A 17338-nucleotide genomic window follows, 5' to 3' on the forward strand; every position below is an offset into this window, starting at 1 on the left:
GATAGTTTTCTCTTGCTAATTCCCTTCCCTGACTGTATATCTAACTAAGAATTATTATTATTTCACTTGTTGTGATGCGGTCGATAACTGGGAAGCTGGAGTAGTAGAATGGCTAAACGTTTATGTAAAATGAGTCGCAAACAGATCGCGGCAGAACTGGGTGATATCCATCGTTTAGTTGTCGCACCAAAATTCGTTTGTCGTTCTTGCGCACGATCTTCATCGGCCAAAGATACCCTTTGTAAGCCAGCCGCAATTCCTCCACAAAAATGCCAAGACAAGCCATTGAGTGAGCAACAAGCATGTGGCTTATTGGTTGAAGCTCTGCCATCACAAGCGATTCCAGTGACCACGAAACAAAGCAACGAAAAAGCCGCGATTGTGAAGCGTGTTGTTGAGCGCGTGAAAGAGAAAAAACAAGCCGAAAAATCTCCGGAGCCAGTAAGAGCCGACGCATCAGTATGGTTTGATTTAGCGGATAAAAAATCGCTCAAGAAAGCGAAAAAAGCACTGAAAAAGCACTATAAGCAGCAAAAGAAGTTGCTAAAAGTGGCGAAAAAACAACAAAAGTTACTTAAGCGTCAGCGTAAACTGGAAGCGCGTAATGCGAAACTAGAAGTGTTGCTGCCAACGCCACCTAATGCTTTGATGAACGCAATCTCACAAGCCAAAGTGCATTAATCAAATAAAAAAACGCTCTCCAGTCGGAGAGCGTTTTTTATTGTCGAAATGTTTATAGGATTAGCTGCGTTACTTATTGGCGTAGCTCATCTCTACGCGCTTTTTCACCCAGGTTTCGTTAATCCATAGGGATAGCATGATGATCGCACCGCCAATGGCGAGTCGCATGACATCAACATCGCGGTTCCAAATCACAATGTTTACAATCAAGCCCGCCGGAACCAATGCATTGTTCATTACTGCCAGTGCACCTGCGTTCACCATAGTCGCGCCTTTGTTCCAAGCAAAGTAACCAAAACCAGAAGCAATCAACCCAAGGTATGTCAGAATGCCCCATTGCGTTGTAGTGGTTGGTAGTTTTTCGAGGTTACCCATGAGCGCGAAAGCCACGGTTGCTACACAAAGTGCACCTAAGTAGAAGTAGCCAAACACGGTGTGTTGTGGCAAATCGACGGGTTCACTCTCCATGATATATTTGTAGCCCACCTGACCGATGGCAAAGCAGAGGTTTGCTCCTTGTACGACCAAAAAGCCCAGTAGGAAATCTTCATTAATGCCTGCAAATTTAATCCAGGCGGCACCAAATACGGCTATTGCAGCGGTAACTAAGTACCAAGGTGAAAAGCGACCTTTCAAGAAGTCATAGATTAGCGTGACGTAAATGGGTGTGAATACGGTGAACAGCAATACTTCTGGCACGGAAAGGAGCAAAAAAGATTGGTAGTAGAAGCAATACATCAAGCCGAGCTGGAAGCCACCGACGGTCATCAGTTTCGCGATCAGGGGTTTGCTAACGCCACGGAATTTCAAAAAGGGAATGAAAACCAGGCTCGCCAGTGCCACGCGCATGAACACCGAGAACCAAGAATCAACCTGACCGGCGAGGTAAACGCCGATCAGGCTAAATGAGAATGCCCAAAGTAGGGTAACTGCGGATAGATAAGCCATGGATGAGAATCTTTATCAACAACAAATGTGCCCGCAGTCTAACCAAGTTTTATCGCTGCGCCAATCAGTCTTTTAGCGGTACGACCAGCATATCGACTGGTGAGCAGTTAATCAGCTGTCGAGTCGAAGATAGAATCTTGCTCCAGAAATCTTGGTGATGACCACAAACCACCAAATCAATACTGTAATCTTGAATGGTATCGCACAGCTCATTACTCAAATCGCCACTACCGACTAAAGTATGGGCAATTGGGTATTGCGCATATTCAGCGAAGTTTGCCAATTGTGTGCGCGATGCTTCCATTGCTTGATGTTGCGCTTCTGCCATATTGATATCGATAAGCCCGGTGTAGAGTTCTGCGTAGTTCACGTCGATGTGAATAAAAGAGACTTTCGCATCCAGAGGTTTAGCCAGTGATACGGCTTTCTTAATCAACACTTTACTGTCGTCTGAAAGGTCGACTGCCACAAGTATGTGTTTGTAACTCATATTGCTATCTCCTTGTAAGGTCATAGTTTTAGATTAGCACCAACCCCAAAAAAAATTTGCTGAAGTGATCTCATATCGGTGCCGTAGGTACAAAGTCTTGTCTCAGTAATCATGTTATAGTGGCGTTATACCCAAGTGACTTTGATATGCTGAAATAAGCGTAGTGTTACTGACTAGAGTTGAAGTGAAACTTCGCCGTGTCTGCCAGACCAAGCTATTCTCGCAGCGTCATTTATTTCGAGGTTACTTGGGTATATTGCATGCACAATAATAGGAGTTAACATGCTGTCTCAAACTATGGTCGAACAATTGAATGAGCAAATTAACCTAGAATTTTTCTCATCCAATCTATACTTACAAATGAGTGCTTGGTGTGAAGACAAAGGTTTTGAAGGTGCGGCTGAATTTTTACGCGCTCACGCCGTAGAAGAAATGGAGCACATGCAACGCCTATTCACTTACGTGAGTGAAACTGGCTCAATGCCAATCTTAGGCGCTATTGATGCGCCAAAGCATGACTTTGCGAGCCTAGGTGACGTTTTCCGCGAGACATTTGAACATGAGCAAATGATCACGGAAAAAATCAACAAACTGGCGCACGTTGCATTTACTAGCCAAGACTACTCAACGTTTAACTTCCTACAGTGGTACGTGTCAGAACAGCACGAAGAAGAGAAGTTGTTTAAAGGGATTTTAGATAAGATCGAACTGGTAGGTGAAGACGGTAAAGCGTTGTTCTTCATTGACAAAGATCTAGCACAAATGGCGAAAGAAGGTTCATCTTCAATCATGGATGCTCCAGCTGCGTAAACGCGTTTTGGGACGTTGTAAGTAGCGGGTAAAGACGAAGTGTTGATCGTCTTTTTCTCTTGAGCATTGTTGAAGATGTAGGGAGGAAAAGATGATCAGTGGAGACACAATCTTATTTGCGCTAATGGTGGTAACTGGAGTTAATATGGTCCGGTATCTCACCGCTCTTCGTTCTCTAATTTATATCATGCGTGAAGCGCATCCGCTGTTATATCAGCAAGTTGATGGTAATGGTTTTTTTACCACTCATGGAAATGTCACCAAGCAGGTGAGGTTGTATCACTACATTAAAAGTAAAGAATATCATCATCACCACGATGAAATTTTTACTGGTAAGTGTGAAAGAGTGCGTGAATTGTTTGTTCTATCGACCGCGTTGCTCGGCGTGACGCTACTTGCAGCCTTCATTCTCTAAGAGTCAATAATCTAGATAGTTGTTCTGTCTGAGATTTTGCGGACATACAGAGCGCTTAGAGTTTAAGCGCTTTTCCCTTTCGGTATTTGTCGGTAGAATGTCGCGCCTAGAAAGCAAGGATGTGCAATGTGCACATCCTTTTTTATTTTGATTCGATACCAATCAGTCTAAGAGCTACCGATGAGTAAGAAATTTGATGTTGTTGTAATTGGCGCAGGCGCAGCAGGTTTAATGTGTGCTGCAGAAGCAGGCAAGCGAGGCCGCCGTGTTTTGGTGCTCGATCATGCTAAAAAGCCAGGACGTAAAATCCTTATCTCGGGCGGTGGTCGTTGTAACTTCACTAACTACGACGTTTCAGCTAATCACTATTTGTGTCAAAACCCGCACTTTGTTAAGTCGGCGCTCTCCCAATACACTAACTGGGATTTCATCTCGATGGTGTGTAAACATGGCATTGAGTTCGAAGAGCGTGATCACGGCCAGTTGTTTTGTGTCGATGCATTTACGGCCAAAGATATCGTGAAGATGTTGTTAGCTGAGTGTGACATGCCGAACATCGAGCAGCGTTACCAATGCGATGTTCATTCGATTGAAAAAATTGATGAAGGCTTTCGTTTGCATGCTGGTACTGAGATTGTCGAATGTGAGTCTTTAGTTATCGCAACAGGTGGCTTGTCGATGCCAAAACTGGGAGCGACACCATTTGGTTATAAAGTCGCGGAACAATTTGGTCTTCGAGTTATCCCAACCACGGCAGGTCTTGTACCATTTACTCTGCATAAAGAAGACAAAGAAGACTTTGCTGAGTTATCCGGTATCGCGGTACCTGCGGAAATTACGGCTGAAGATGGCACCATGTTCAAAGAAGCCCTGTTGTTCACACATCGTGGGTTATCTGGTCCAGCAGTGTTACAGATTTCTTCATTCTGGCGGGCCGGACAAAAGGTGTTGATCAATCTTGTGCCAAACGATGATGTTGCTGAGTTATTAGAACGCAGTCGTGAGAAGCATCCAAATCAGTCACTCAAGAATACGCTTGCCAAAGTGCTGCCTAAGCGTCTGGTTGAAGTCTTAATTGAACGTAAAGAGCTAGTCGATAAACCGCTAAAACAGTTCAATCAAAAGGAGCTTGCGGCGATTGTGGAGCGCCTAGAGCATTGGGATATCGCCCCGAATGGCACTGAAGGCTACCGAACTGCGGAAGTGACACTCGGCGGTGTCGATACTGATCACTTATCCTCGAAAACCATGGAATGCAAAGACATTAAAGGGCTTTATTTTATTGGTGAGGTGATGGATGTGACTGGTTGGCTAGGGGGCTACAATTTTCAGTGGTGCTGGTCGAGCGGCTTTGTTGCGGGGCAGTGGGTTTAATCAAACACCAAACGCAGCCTAACTGCATAAAAGATAAGATACAAAAAGAGCACTGAATAAAAGTCAGTGCTCTTTTTGTATTCCCATAGCGAGTTACTCGTCTTGATACTTTTCGAGTTTGTTATAGAGCGTTTTCACGCTAATGCCTAACTCCTGCGCTGATTCCGTTTTATTGCCTTGATTCTCTTCAAGGGTATTGAGAATGGCGGCTTTTTCTAGCTCTTCTAGCGAAACGCCCGCCGGAACAAGGTCTTCGATGCTGGTGCCTGTTTCCAATGGTGGTGTGTCGAAGATAAGGTGTTCATCTCGGATAGTGTCATCAGCCAAAATAAATGCACGCTCGATCGTGTGTTTGAGCTCACGGACATTACCTGGCCAGTCGTGTGCAGCGATTTTTTGGATCGCAGAGTCAAGAATCGTTTTGGTTTTTGCCTCATTGGCGTTGCGGTGCGCGATAAAGTGCTTGGCCAGACCGACGATATCACCGCCTCGTTCTCGCAGTGGCGGTATCGTTAATGGGAAATGCGATAAGCGGAAAAACAGATCTTCACGCAGGAACTGCTCCTCAATGGCGATTTTAGGATCACGGTTTGTAGCAGCAATGATGCGAGTATTAGCGATATGAACCGTATTACTGCCAACTGGGCGATACTCTCCGGTTTCTAGCACCCGTAATAGCTTCACTTGATGCTCGATAGGCATCTCGGTGATTTCATCTAAAAATAGGGTGCCGCCCTCTGCCTGCTTAAATACACCTTGGTGAGTTTTATTTGCTCCGGTAAAAGCGCCTTTCTCATGGCCAAACAGTTCACTATCAACCAATTCAGGGCTAATGGCACCACAGTTAATCGCTATAAAGGGCTGTTGTTTACGCTCACTCGCTAAGTGGATGGTCTGCGCCACCAGTTCTTTGCCTGATCCACTTTCACCGACAATAAGGACGTTGGCTTCTGTTTTAGCAACGCGCCTGATCATACGATAGAGCTGATGCATCGGAGAGGAAGAGCCGACCAAAAGACCAAATTGGTCAAGATCGCTGGTGGACACTTTACGCCCTTGATCTTGTTTGTGTTGATAGTACTGGCTGACTTCGCTCAGGGTGTCCGTCAGAATGGCAATATCAACGGGCTTTCTGTAGTGAAAAATAGCACCCAAGTTCATCAGCTTATCCAAGTTCTCGTTTGGAGCGCCTGAGCTAATGATGATCAAGTCCATATCGTAGATGTCTTCGATATTAGAAAGACGTTGATAATCTGCACTAGTAAAGTGGGCGACTTCAACAATCGCAACTTCCGGTTTGAGTTGTAGGAAATCTTCAATCCATTGGTCTGCGGCATCGATGTCATGCAGACGAAATTTGTTCAGTTCCTGGCAAGAAGCGATGGCATTTTTAAGTGATGGATCTTGTATTCTTAGAAACAGGCTTGGCATCGACATAGAAATGTCCTCTTTACTATGACAGAAACAATGTACGTGGATTATTCTCACTTCACAAGACAAAATATTGTCAGCATAGATTTAAGGATTTGTTCGGTATTTTTATGTTGTTAGCCCCTTTTTGATATATATCGGTGAGAGCCATCAGTAGATATTTCCTTTTGTTCAGATTTTTATTTTTAAAATAATAATTTTGCTATTAATTGATTCTGGAGAAATAGCCTTTCTGTTTTATCAGGTTATTTCGGCACAAGTGACGGAGGCTTTATCACCGATTAAAAATTACATTTTTTACGTGTAAATAATTCATGCTTATACTTTATTGCTCATCTCTTTTTTACTTCTTTCCTTTATTAGTCACTTAAAAACAATGAGTTATAAAGTTGGCACATGGTTTGCTCCTAGGGAAGTGCAACGTCAATAAAGGAGAATTACCATGAATAACATCGCAGCTAAAATTGTACTTACGTCAGTTCTTGCTACTTCATCTACAGCAGTCTTAGCGAGTGATAAATGGGAAAAAGAATCCATGGACGCTTGGCTAGATGGTAAAGCTGAAACCACACTACTGCTAAACAGCAATCTCAACTCTTTTGATATCAATACCGATGTTGAGAATCAGGTCGTTACCCTTTCTGGTTCGGTAAACAATGATCTTGAAAAATCACTTGCCGAAGAGCTTGTTACTGGTCTTGATGGTGTGAAAAAAGTAAACAACGAATTGTCAGTAGTGAATGAAGGCAAGAAAGAAACTGATTCAGAAGCTTTAGCTACACTGACCGATTCTAAAATCACGACTATAGTTAAAACGCGCCTACTAATGGATACCAATGTGAGTGGTACGGATATTGATGTAACGACAGAACGTAAAACGGTAACGTTGGCAGGTAAAGTTAATTCAGATGCGGAGCATGATCTTGCAATTTCAATTGCAAATAACACCAATGACGTAAATAAGGTGATTGATAAGCTAGAAGTGGTTCAATAATAGCGAGCCGAGTGATTTAACCCACTTTTATTAGGAGGTAACACTATGGTTCGTTGGATGTTTATTTTTCTGGCACTGGCACTAATTTCTGCTCTATTAGGCTTTACCGGTATTGCAGGAGCTTCTGCCTCTATCGCGCAAGTGATATTTTACCTATTCCTATTGTCATTAATTGTATCAATAGTGATTGTTCTGCTAGGAAGAAAAAACGTAAATAGATAGGAGATTCCATGCAACTTACGTCATTTATTTACCGTATCGCCGCAGTATTCGGTTTGGTGTTTGCGTTGGCAGCTTGTAGTGAAGAAGGGCCAATGGAACAGGCCGGCAAAAAGATAGATGAAGCCGCCGAAGAAACCCAAAATGCGATTGAAGATGAATGTGAAAACATTAAAGAAAATCTAAACGCTGAAGACCAAGACTGTTAGCCGAATCAGGTTAGGTTTTTTACGCATAGCTATGTAAGAGAGGGGCGGTCAATCACCGCCCTTCCTTTTGTCCCAATTGTTTACAATCAGATAAGGAGTCAAAGATGAAAAACATATTTGATGTACTGAAAGAGAGTCATGAAAAGCAGCGCCTTTTACTCGATGCTCTGATGGAAACGTCTGGAGATTCCCCCGCTCGTGAAGAGTTTTACCACAACCTTAAAGAGGAACTCGAACAGCACGCAGCGGCAGAAGAGCGATTTTTCTACGCGCCTTTAATAGATAGCGATAAGACCATTGATCTCACTCGCCATGGCATCGCAGAGCATCATGAAATTGATAAAGTGATTGCACAGCTTGATGCAACCGATATGAGCTCGCCAGCGTGGCTCAACCTAATGAAAACCTTGCGTCACAAAGTGTTGCACCATCTTGAGGAAGAAGAGCAGCGTTTCTTCCAGTTAGCCGGCAAGGTAATGACCGATAAGCAGAAAATGAAACTAGCGGATGGTTATGTTGAAGAGATGGCAAGCTAGGTAGAGTGTTGGACCTTTTCGTGCCATTTCGGCACGGGAAGGCACTCAATCAAGGCGTTTACTCAAGTTCATGTATCCAAGCTCAATCCCCCGCGTATTCTAACTTCCACTAAAAAGTGCACTCGCTGAAGGCAAGGAGAGCGAATGTTTATCATCAAATATTATATTCTTGGCGCTCTGATCAGTTTATTGGCCGCTATCTATACGCCTCAAATTATCGTTAGTCTGCTGTTCTTGTGGATATCTCTTTCTTTAGCGTTGGTCAGCGTAGCCTACGTATTCGACATTCCCTCTATTTTTAGAAAAAACCAAGATGGCAAGATTGTCAGATGGATTCGCTGGGCATTCATCCCATTTTTATTGGGGGCTAGAGCGTATAACGCCTGGGAAAGACGGCGTGATACAGTACCTCCAATCCAAAAAGTCAGCGACAATTTATACCTATCTCGCCGTTTGTTTCAGAGTGACTTAGATTTTCTCGAATCCAATGAGATCTCTTGTATTGTCGATGTCACCGCAGAATTTGCAGGCCTTGAAAGCGCGATGACCGACAAGCAGTTTCATTACCTTTCGATTCCGGTACTCGACCACAAAGCCCCAACGCTAGAGCGTCTTCGCCATGCGATTAACTGGATTGATACTCAAATCTCGTGCTCGCGGGCCGTGGTTGTGCATTGTGCGTTAGGGCGTGGTCGTTCAGTGTTTGTTGTGGCGGCGTATTTACTGAGCAAAGACCCGTCACTGACGGTTGAATCCGTGATGAAAAAAATCAATGACGTACGCAGTACCGCGAGATTGAATAAATTACAGATTAGGACGTTACGAGCGATCAGTGAAAAAGGCGTACTGGGGCTGGATCAATCCACTTGGATGGTGGTTAACCCTGTTGCAGGTGGCGGCAAATGGGAGGAAAACGAACAGCACTTGATTCGTGAGCTAACCAAAAAATATCGCTTGAGTATTCATCAAACCACCACAAACCTCAGCGCCGAGCAGCTAACACAACAGGCAAAAGAAAGTGGAGCTAAGCAAATCATCGTAGCTGGTGGCGATGGCACAGTAACAGAGGTGGCGAGCCAATTGGTGGATACCGACCTCAAACTCGGTATTGTTCCGCTCGGAACTGCCAATGCGTTATGTCATGTGCTCTATGGCGTTGGCGCAAAATTCTCACCGGTCGAAAAAGCGTGTGAAGCGTTGCTTGGCGGACACTGCCAACGTATTGATACTGCGGAATGTAATCAGCGGCTTATTTTATTGGTCTTAGGCATTGGGCTAGAACAGAAAATGATCGAGCACGCTCAGCGAGAAGAGAAAAATGTTTTTGGACAACTCGCTTACCTCACCGGCTTTTTTAATGCTGTAGTGGCGGAAGAAACGCAAGCTTTAACCGTTTCGTTAGACGCTCCAACTGAAGATGGAAACCACGACAATAATACACAAACGCTTGAAGTCCATAGTTTTGTCGTTGCGAATATCGCTCCATTTAGTACGTTGCTTGCCCAAGGTGGTGATGCGCCGCAGCCTGATGATGGCAAGCTGCATATCACATATTTAGATAACACCGAGTCTTTAGGCGGACGTCTTATCGCATTGTCGGATCTGACATTAACGAGCGTAGGCGCACAGGAAGAATCGACACATTTTCAATACGCGACGGCTCAGAGCGTCACTATTTCTGCGAATAAGCCGATTGAGTATGTGATTGATGGTGAACTGTATTCTGATGAGCAACTGGCAATCAAGCTGCGTCCAAAGTCATTGAACGTATTTGTTCCAAGCCAGAGACGTAAATCAGCTTCGCTTTAACACAGATAATCCGCGGATAACGCGCCATTTTCTTCGTATTCTACATGGCGCTTTTTCTGTGTTGTTTGATGATTTGGTGCGCGTCGTAAAAAGGCTATTAAGGTCGCTGCGTAGATGCAGCGGCTTTTGTCTATCTACACCTTTTTATTAGGTTGATTGGGGATGAGGGTTAAACAAAGTGAAGAAAGAGGGGCGAGTATAATTACTCACCCTGAGGTAAGTGCTTTTCAATTTCATCGTTTTCAACTTGTAAAGCAGCTAACCAATAAGAAACAAGTGCGGTTAAGTTGGTGTCGTCAATGGCTCTAAGCAGGGCTTTTAAATCATCTAACAGTAATTTATTCATAAAATGCATTTCTTTGTAATTACCTAGCTCGGCAACGCCGTATTCGGTGGCATTTTCTGCAATGAATTGTTCACCGTCTTGATCGAAGAACAGCTTCGCCATCTTTTTGATCATCACTTTTTCTATTTTCACGAATCGATATGCCGCTCTTGCGAGTGTCATATGTGATTGCGGGTTAACGAGAGGCAAACACGTTTGGCGATGGTGTGTCATTTTTACGAGTAGCTCCCTTACTCGATTGTTATCCAATGTCATAGTGACCTCTTTATTTATGACTATTGTCGTGGGACATTTCTCGTGATGGTTATGTTAATGCGCCTGTGGGCTTGTCAGAAATGGCCAAAGCAAGTTGGCCATTTCTTTGATCAATACCGAGCTTTATTGCAAAGGCGACCACCAAGTTTTAGCTAATAAGGCTGATGCTGCTGAGTTTTTCTTTGCAGCTTTTTATATCGCTACGAACTTTCAGCAGAACCGAGTTATCCGCCTGCTCTGGGTGGGAAGTAATCAAATTCTCAATCTCTTTGAGTACCTTGCTTTCGACACCTTCAAGCTGTTCTAAATACATAGACTCTTTGTCAGAGGACACTTCCTTCATCACGTCGCTGTAGACCTCACGCGCCTTGATGGTGTAGGAAACCGGAGTGTCGTCGGCAGATTCTTCATTGTTACTTGCTAGAGAGTAGGGAGTGAGCTCAATGACTGCACGCTCACGTACTCTGAGCAGTTCTACCAACACATTATTCAAAGAAGTGTTGTCGATGTTCTCGATGGCCTTGTTGTAAATTTCATTTCCGCTTTCGATAAGCTCAATGATTGAGGCGATGTTTTCATTTTTCATATGCCACTCCTTATTTACTGGTGATAGGGGTGTTTGAGCGTATGGAATACAAACACGATGTTTCGTCTTGAGTTGCAGGTTGTATGCCAATGAACTTTAAGTCTTATTAATCAGTGACTTAATATCTTGTTTTGCAATAACTTGCTAACAGTCGGTAAGGCGCTAAGAAAAAATTACAAGAATGGCGGGGAAAGCCTGGAAAGAATTACACGTACAGATACGGCTTTTTATCGAAATAAAAATAAAATCGATAAAAAACAATGACTTACAATTCTGGCATGGATGTGGCTTTGTAGGGAGTAAGTGAGGTCAAACATTGTTTCACTTGATTCACTATTCAACTCATTAATGGAGGCTAGTTATGGCTACTACAAAAGAAAGCACAGTAAAACCTCAAGAGCAGTTAGAAGAAGCATATCACTTAGCGGAACAAGCCACGACGGAAGCCGTTGGCGCGATGAAAGACCAAGCCAAAGAGAAGCTGGATGTCGGTGCGCAGCAAGTTCAGCAGGCGACTAAGTCGGCAGAAAATGTAATCAAGGAGCGCCCATTGCTGAGCATAGGCTGCGCCTTCCTTGCTGGTTGGGCGGTTTCGAAGCTGATCAAATAATAGTGGTCACCAAGGATTAAGCCACACAACAGAAAGGCGAGGCTTCACATGAATAACTCAGGGCAAGTTACCAATCAGCAATCAGGCTCGGCGGCTTCAGACAGCGGCCGAGCCCCTGATGGGGCAGAAGAACAGGATATCCAACAAACCATTAATGGTTTGAGCAGCATTCTTGCGCAATTGGACCAACTGACGAAATCGCTAAAAGTATGGTCAGGTTCAACGTTGGATTTGTTCCTCTTGGAGATGAAAGTTAACGTGTCCGCAGTGCGTCAGATTTTGCTGTGTACCGTTGTTTTTACTCTATTGTCGGTATTGTTCGTATTCAGTTTGTGCCTTGCCTCTGGGGTGGTGGCTTATCAGTTAACTGCCAACGTGTATGTTGCCGTGGGTGTATTTATCACATCATTAGGCTTGGCATTATTTGCTTTAGCCTGGTGGCAGAAGCGTTTAGTTGGATTTCTTGGATTCAAAAATACGACAGAACAATTACAGGAGGGGTGGGATGCGCTCGCTACAAAAGCTCAATCGAGCCATGCGGATCAAGCGGATGGAAGGTAAAGCGTCTCTAGAGCAATGCTGTTTGTCGATGGAAATGTTCACGTTTACCACCAAGAAGTTTGTGAGAGAAAACCCTTGGACGACATTAGGCATTAGTGCTGTCGTTGCCGTTACCGCAGCAAAAGCAGGTCGATTGTCTCGACTGACTTCTTCTATTTCGTCAATGGGGCTATTGGTTAGCAGCGTGTCTGATATTACCGATTCGCTCACAAAGCCGGTCGCGGCAGCTTCTCTGGATGAGTCAGGTGCGGAGCAAAATGGAAATGCAGCAACACAAGTAAGCAACGCTGCGACGACAGAGGGCGAACCACTCTAATAGCGGATTTCACCGCAAATTTTCTTACCGATTCTGAGCTTATTATGACAGCGAAATTGAACATTCCTGCCAACACTGCGATTAGTGCAACGCTTCTCGTCCTGTTACTCGTCCCAGGGCTGTATTTTGCCAAGCCAATATTGTTACCTATTGTGCTTAGCACCTTTATTTCTCTGCTGTGCAGCCCTTTCATTAATTATCTTGAAGACAAAGGCTTACCACGTGCTATTACCGTCGTGTTGGCGCTGTCATTCCTCGTTGGCGCTTCAATTATTGGTCTTGCCGCCATGTCGGAGCCCGCCAAGCAATGGTGGTCTGAGCTGCCCAGTATCGTGAAAAATGTGTCGCAAGAAGTAAGCGAAGTTACTAAAGCTTCGGCTGATCACCTTAATACTCCATTGAATATCGCCAACGATATGAGTATGGATGAGGTCGGGAACAACACCGTATTTTCTTTGGTAAAAACACTCGCGACCACGACGCCGACGATTTTGACACAAGCGATGATCGTGCTGTTTATGGTTTACTTTATGCTCAATCATGGACGAAGCTTATTTCGAAAGTCAGTGTCTTACTTACATGGGTTCGCCAAACAGCGCCAAGCGATTGAATTGGTCAAAGCGCTACAGAAAGACCTATCACGATACATTGGCACCATCACTTTAGTGAATGCGGGGCTGGGGTTGAGTGTTGGGGCCGTATTTTTTGTTCTAGGCCTTGAAGATCCATTTCTATGGGGCGCATTTGCAGGCGTGATGAATTTTGCGCCGTACCTCGGCCCTGTCATATCCATGGTGAGCTTTGGCTTTGTTGCTTATCTTCAGTTGGAGTCGGTCAGTTTTATGCTGACGGTGGTGTCTATCTATTTACTGCTCAATTTGATTGAAAGTCAGTTTGTTACACCAACACTATTGGGGAAAAGGTTTAACTTAAACCCGTTAGTGATTTTTGTTTGGCTTGTTTTTTGGGGCTGGCTTTGGGGCGGAATGGGACTATTGATCGGTGTGCCGTTGCTGGTTTGTATCAATATTTTGGTTGATCGTCTAGAGCTATGCCAATCAACCCAAAATCAAGCAAAAAAAATCACCTCCGCGGACGTGGCACCGCGAGAGTGACTTGAGGAGCAAGCTGGTTCAACGAAACAGTTTTTCAGCGCTCACTGGCTGACTAAATAAATATCCCTGACCATAAATACAGCCTTTTTCGAATAAATAATCGGCTTGTTCCCGAGTTTCTATCCCTTCCGCGACGACTTTCAACGACAGCGTTTTTCCCATGGCAATAATGGCATTCACAATCGCGTTGCTGTCGCTATTACTTGGGACATCACTGACAAATGAGCGGTCAATTTTCAGTTTGTTGATTGGCAAACCTTTCAAGTAAGACAAAGACGAATAGCCAGTTCCAAAGTCATCCAGAGAAATCTCAATACCCAGCTCTCGTAATTGATTTAACGATGCAATGGCTTGTTGAGGGTCGATCAGTAAAAAGCTCTCTGTGATCTCCAAATCTAACCGTTGGGCAGGGTATCCGGTGTTATCGAGGATAGTACTTAATCGCTGAATGAAATTTGACTGCTGAAGCTGCAACGCAGAAACATTGACGGCGATTTTGCCAAACTCGATGCCTTGGTCCAGCCAAGCATTACCTTGCAAACAAGCTTGTTGTAACACCCACTCACCAATGCTTTGAATCAGCCCTGTTTTTTCTGCAATTGGAATAAAGTCTGCTGGTGGTACAAGGCCAAACTCTGGATGCTGCCAGCGTAATAAAGCTTCCACGCCGACAATCGTATTTTGTTCCAAATTGTATTGCGGTTGGAATTCTAACCGGAGTTGTTGTTTTTCTATTGCTTGATGCAAAGCGGATTGAATGCGTACATGGGATACGGATTTATCGGTCAAATCCGGTGAGTAAAACGCGTAGCCGTTGCGTCCATTTTTCTTCGCTAAGTACATCGCGGTGTCTGCGTTTTTCAGTAAGGTTTCACTGTCTTGACCGTCTCTTGGGTACAAGGCAATACCAATACTGGTCGAGACACGAAGTGAGTCGTGATTTACCAAGTCGAATGGTTGCTGGAATACGCTTAGAATATCGCCGACGGTTTCCAATAAGGCAACATCACTATGGATATCTGGCAAAATAATCACAAATTCATCGCCGCCAATACGAGCCACATGTGCATTGAGGTGAAGGACATCTTGCAGACGAATCGCTAACTTAGACAGCAATTGGTCACCACAGAAATGGCCCATGCTATCGTTGATGTGTTTGAAATGGTCGATATCTAAGAATAGGGTGGCAAACGTCTGCTGGTTTTTGTGTCCGGTTTCGATGTGTTGTTCGAGTAAGCTGAGTAAATGGGTGCGATTAGGTAGATTGGTTAATGGATCGTAAAAAGCCATGCGCTGCAGCTTTTCTTCGTGTGCCTTACGCACAGAGATATCTTCAAACACACAAATGTAGTTAATAAGGTGGTTTTTATCGTCCATTACGGCGCTAATGGTCGCTAATTGCGGATAAATGCTGCCATCTTTCTTTCTGTTGATGAATTCGCCTTTCCATTGGCCTTTGTTTTCGAGTTGATGCCACAACTGTTGATAGAAACCTTGATCATGATGGCCTGAGCGCAGAATTCGTGGGTTTTTTCCTATCACCTCTTCAGAGCGGTAACCTGTAATTTGGGTAAAAGCCGTGTTTACATCAATGATGTTGGCATTGCGGTCTGTAATGACCATGCCTTCTTGCGAATTGTTGAAAATTTGGGACGCTAAGGAGAGCTGCGTTTCTACCATTTTTCGGCGGGTGATGTTACGTGTCATCCCCAGAATGCCGATTAAGTTTCCCGCATGATCACGGACAGGAGACTTAATGGTTTCTAGCCAAGTGGGGTTATTGTTTTCATCAATTTGACGGCATTCTTCAACAATATTTTGCGTGCCTGTGGCTACCACCAATTTATCGGCATCAATGAATTTTTCCGCACGTTCATGGCTAAACAGGGCAAAATCGTCTTTTCCAATGATTTCACTGTTGGTTTTTTGCCACGCGTTTTCTACGCTTCGGTTGGTCATCGAATAAAGGCCATCCATGCCTTTTATCCATACGTGGTCTTCAAGGCAGTCGATAAACTCTTGTAGTGTTGGTGTTGGCTTTATTTCCGCGCTTTGATGTCGCGTTTGTTCTTGCTGACAGTGCAAGTTGATATCAAAGCTGATCCGCCCCGCGATTGCGCTTAGCCATGCCGAAACAACCGTTGATTGATCATTAGGGTGAGTCAGTGTCAGTACGGCAATCAATTCGCCATTAGGTAGCCAAATCGGTCCAATGCTCAAGGTTTGCTCTTCAAAGGGGGTATGGCTAACTGTAAAATCTGTCGGCGTAAAGTGATCGACAACTTGCGTTATCACATCGACGATAGCACGATGATTTTGGTTTGAGGTGGACACCTCAGTCGATAGCCACTGCTGAGTATCGCTCAGAGTATAAAGCTGTCCCTGAGCTTGAGTTACATTACAGCATTGTCGCAGAACGTGTTGCCAGTCTGCCATCAAAGGCGAAGGAATAGCGAAGCGAAACATAATTAATAACGAGTCCTAAATCGCCCAAAGGTAATTATATTAGAATCTAGCGTAAGCTATTGGGCTTTGTGAGTATCGTATCCAACGCGTAGCTAAATCCTAGCAGCGTAAAGTGCTTTCTATCATTAAAATGTTATCTATATCTCTTTTTTATCCAACTTATTGCATCGTTTTTTAGGGCTTTGGATAGGTGATTAAGAAGCGTTTACCGCTTTGGTTTTCTTGCCCCATGAGACTTGCTGAATGACTAAGCCACTGATGATCAATACCAGGCCAATCAAGGTTGAAGGATGAATTTCTTCGCCGATGATGGTAGCTAACAACATGAGTGAGATAAATGGAGAAGCAAAGATCAGATTACTGATACGCGCGGTGTTTTGCGTTGATTTGAGTGCGCTCAGCCACAAAACGAAAGTGATCCCCATTTCAAACAGTCCGACATACGTCACCGCTGCCCAGCCTTTAGCTGAGATCATCTGCCAGTCAGCACCTTCATAAAGACTTAAACCAATGGCGAATGGAATAGCGACCAAAAAGCCGAGCAGAACGCCAACCACAGGGTCGGCCTTATTTTTGGTATTTAAAATCCAGTAACCGGCCCACAGCAGCGTTGATAGCAGCGCAAGACCAACACCCAACGGGCTCTCAAATTCCATGCCTAAAAGATTGCCTTGTGTAGCAATCACTATCACGCCGACATAACTAAAACCGCAAGCCAGCCAGTCCTTACCACGGATCTTTTGTCCTAAGAAAACAGCGGCCATTAGCGTTAAGGTGATGGCCCAGCTGTAGTTGATCGCTTGAGCCTGAGATGCGGGCAGCAAGTCATATGCTTTGAACAGAATAACGTAATACGCCAAAGGGTTAATCAACCCAAGCAGTAGGTAATACCAAGGGTTTGAGAAAAATGTAGCGCTTAACTGGCCCAGTTTACCTTGCACACCACAGATTACTGTTAGCGCAATCGCAGAGACGATGCTGGCAATGCATAGCATTTGAATCGGCGTAAATTCTGCCAACGTGAGTTTAAATGCGGTTGCAACGGTAGACCAAAGTAATACTGCTGAGAGCCCAAATCCTAGGGCGCGACGCTCGTTCATGATGCCTCTGCGTGATGATGTGCCGCTCGGTTTGGATAATTTTAGCGGAAGAAAGAATATTATAGGA

Annotated in this window: 20 protein-coding genes; 13 read left to right on the plus strand and 7 right to left on the minus strand. The window is 44.3% G+C overall.

From position 1 onward, the window contains the following. Positions 1-108: 108 nt before the first annotated feature. Positions 109-681, plus strand: a complete 573-nt coding sequence (locus R7Q46_RS15520; protein ID WP_017821113.1) for a hypothetical protein — start codon at positions 109-111, stop codon at positions 679-681. A 69-nt stretch (positions 682-750) separates the two neighbouring features. Here the strand turns inward: R7Q46_RS15520 and R7Q46_RS15525 are convergent, their stop codons facing one another. Beyond that, entirely contained in the window at positions 751-1629 is an 879-nt protein-coding gene (locus tag R7Q46_RS15525) for a carboxylate/amino acid/amine transporter (RefSeq protein ID WP_238855441.1), read from the minus strand. A gap of 64 nt (positions 1630-1693) precedes the next feature. Next, positions 1694-2119, minus strand: coding sequence for a universal stress protein UspA (uspA, locus tag R7Q46_RS15530; protein ID WP_005379165.1), 426 nt, complete (start codon positions 2117-2119; stop codon positions 1694-1696). Positions 2120-2401: 282 nt separating this feature from the next. Here uspA and ftnA point away from each other — a divergent pair, with 282 nt between their 5' ends. The 3 genes from ftnA (at position 2402) to R7Q46_RS15545 (ending at position 4718) form a co-directional block, all read left to right on the plus strand. After that, positions 2402-2929, plus strand: coding sequence for a non-heme ferritin (gene ftnA / locus R7Q46_RS15535; RefSeq protein ID WP_005379167.1), 528 nt, complete (start codon positions 2402-2404; stop codon positions 2927-2929). Between the two features lie 91 nt (positions 2930-3020). Continuing rightward, positions 3021-3344: a universal stress protein UspB gene (gene uspB / locus R7Q46_RS15540; protein ID WP_005379169.1), complete on the plus strand. Its 324-nt coding sequence runs from the start codon at positions 3021-3023 to the stop codon at positions 3342-3344. A 180-nt stretch (positions 3345-3524) separates the two neighbouring features. Next, positions 3525-4718 carry an NAD(P)/FAD-dependent oxidoreductase gene (locus tag R7Q46_RS15545; protein WP_005382944.1) on the plus strand — a complete coding sequence of 398 codons (1194 nt, stop codon included), beginning with the start codon at positions 3525-3527 and terminating at the stop codon, positions 4716-4718. A gap of 93 nt (positions 4719-4811) precedes the next feature. Here R7Q46_RS15545 and R7Q46_RS15550 read toward each other — a convergent pair whose 3' ends face one another. Further along, positions 4812-6155, minus strand: a complete 1344-nt coding sequence (locus R7Q46_RS15550) for a sigma-54 interaction domain-containing protein (RefSeq protein WP_005382945.1) — start codon at positions 6153-6155, stop codon at positions 4812-4814. Positions 6156-6591: 436 nt separating this feature from the next. Here R7Q46_RS15550 and R7Q46_RS15555 point away from each other — a divergent pair, with 436 nt between their 5' ends. The 5 genes from R7Q46_RS15555 to R7Q46_RS15575 all read left to right on the plus strand — a co-directional run bounded on the left by R7Q46_RS15555 (position 6592) and on the right by R7Q46_RS15575 (position 9916). Beyond that, positions 6592-7143 (plus strand): BON domain-containing protein, encoded by a 552-nt coding sequence (locus tag R7Q46_RS15555; RefSeq protein ID WP_005379174.1) that lies wholly within the window; start codon positions 6592-6594, stop codon positions 7141-7143. 45 nt (positions 7144-7188) lie between these two features. Further along, a complete protein-coding gene (locus R7Q46_RS15560) occupies positions 7189-7365 on the plus strand; it encodes a DUF1328 domain-containing protein (protein ID WP_258461190.1) in 177 nt (58 codons plus the stop codon). 8 nt (positions 7366-7373) lie between these two features. Next, on the plus strand, positions 7374-7571 hold the full coding sequence (locus R7Q46_RS15565; protein WP_005394413.1) for a hypothetical protein: 198 nt from the start codon (positions 7374-7376) through the stop codon (positions 7569-7571). Between the two features lie 104 nt (positions 7572-7675). Beyond that, a complete protein-coding gene (locus R7Q46_RS15570; protein WP_005379185.1) occupies positions 7676-8107 on the plus strand; it encodes a hemerythrin domain-containing protein in 432 nt (143 codons plus the stop codon). A 144-nt stretch (positions 8108-8251) separates the two neighbouring features. After that, positions 8252-9916: a diacylglycerol kinase family protein gene (locus R7Q46_RS15575; RefSeq protein WP_062730778.1), complete on the plus strand. Its 1665-nt coding sequence runs from the start codon at positions 8252-8254 to the stop codon at positions 9914-9916. Between the two features lie 202 nt (positions 9917-10118). On the opposite strand, the gene R7Q46_RS15580 is transcribed toward R7Q46_RS15575, so the two are convergent. Both R7Q46_RS15580 and R7Q46_RS15585 read right to left on the minus strand, forming a co-directional pair. Then, positions 10119-10517 carry a hypothetical protein gene (locus R7Q46_RS15580; protein ID WP_005379193.1) on the minus strand — a complete coding sequence of 133 codons (399 nt, stop codon included), beginning with the start codon at positions 10515-10517 and terminating at the stop codon, positions 10119-10121. A 148-nt stretch (positions 10518-10665) separates the two neighbouring features. Next, positions 10666-11103 carry a DUF2383 domain-containing protein gene (locus R7Q46_RS15585; protein WP_005379194.1) on the minus strand — a complete coding sequence of 146 codons (438 nt, stop codon included), beginning with the start codon at positions 11101-11103 and terminating at the stop codon, positions 10666-10668. A 361-nt stretch (positions 11104-11464) separates the two neighbouring features. On the opposite strand from R7Q46_RS15585, the gene R7Q46_RS15590 reads away from it, so the two are divergent. The 4 genes from R7Q46_RS15590 to R7Q46_RS15605 are packed head-to-tail and all read left to right on the plus strand — an operon-like array spanning position 11465 to position 13705. Continuing rightward, complete coding sequence (locus R7Q46_RS15590; RefSeq protein ID WP_005379196.1) at positions 11465-11713, plus strand: hypothetical protein; 249 nt, start codon at positions 11465-11467, stop codon at positions 11711-11713. A 48-nt stretch (positions 11714-11761) separates the two neighbouring features. Next, positions 11762-12274 (plus strand): hypothetical protein, encoded by a 513-nt coding sequence (locus R7Q46_RS15595; RefSeq protein ID WP_033905884.1) that lies wholly within the window; start codon positions 11762-11764, stop codon positions 12272-12274. Continuing rightward, positions 12264-12590, plus strand: a complete 327-nt coding sequence (locus tag R7Q46_RS15600) for a hypothetical protein (protein WP_086046426.1) — start codon at positions 12264-12266, stop codon at positions 12588-12590. Before R7Q46_RS15595 ends, R7Q46_RS15600 begins: the two co-directional genes overlap by 11 nt. A gap of 44 nt (positions 12591-12634) precedes the next feature. Continuing rightward, positions 12635-13705 carry an AI-2E family transporter gene (locus R7Q46_RS15605; protein ID WP_318077601.1) on the plus strand — a complete coding sequence of 357 codons (1071 nt, stop codon included), beginning with the start codon at positions 12635-12637 and terminating at the stop codon, positions 13703-13705. An 18-nt stretch (positions 13706-13723) separates the two neighbouring features. Here R7Q46_RS15605 and R7Q46_RS15610 read toward each other — a convergent pair whose 3' ends face one another. Both R7Q46_RS15610 and R7Q46_RS15615 read right to left on the minus strand, forming a co-directional pair. Beyond that, the gene (locus R7Q46_RS15610) at positions 13724-16171 is read right to left on the minus strand and encodes an EAL domain-containing protein (protein ID WP_318077602.1); all 2448 of its coding nucleotides are present in this window, start codon (positions 16169-16171) and stop codon (positions 13724-13726) included. A 194-nt stretch (positions 16172-16365) separates the two neighbouring features. Continuing rightward, positions 16366-17271 carry a DMT family transporter gene (locus R7Q46_RS15615; protein ID WP_005379208.1) on the minus strand — a complete coding sequence of 302 codons (906 nt, stop codon included), beginning with the start codon at positions 17269-17271 and terminating at the stop codon, positions 16366-16368. Positions 17272-17338 lie beyond the last annotated feature (67 nt).

The sequence above is a fragment of the Vibrio sp. 811 genome (genome assembly GCF_033339195.1).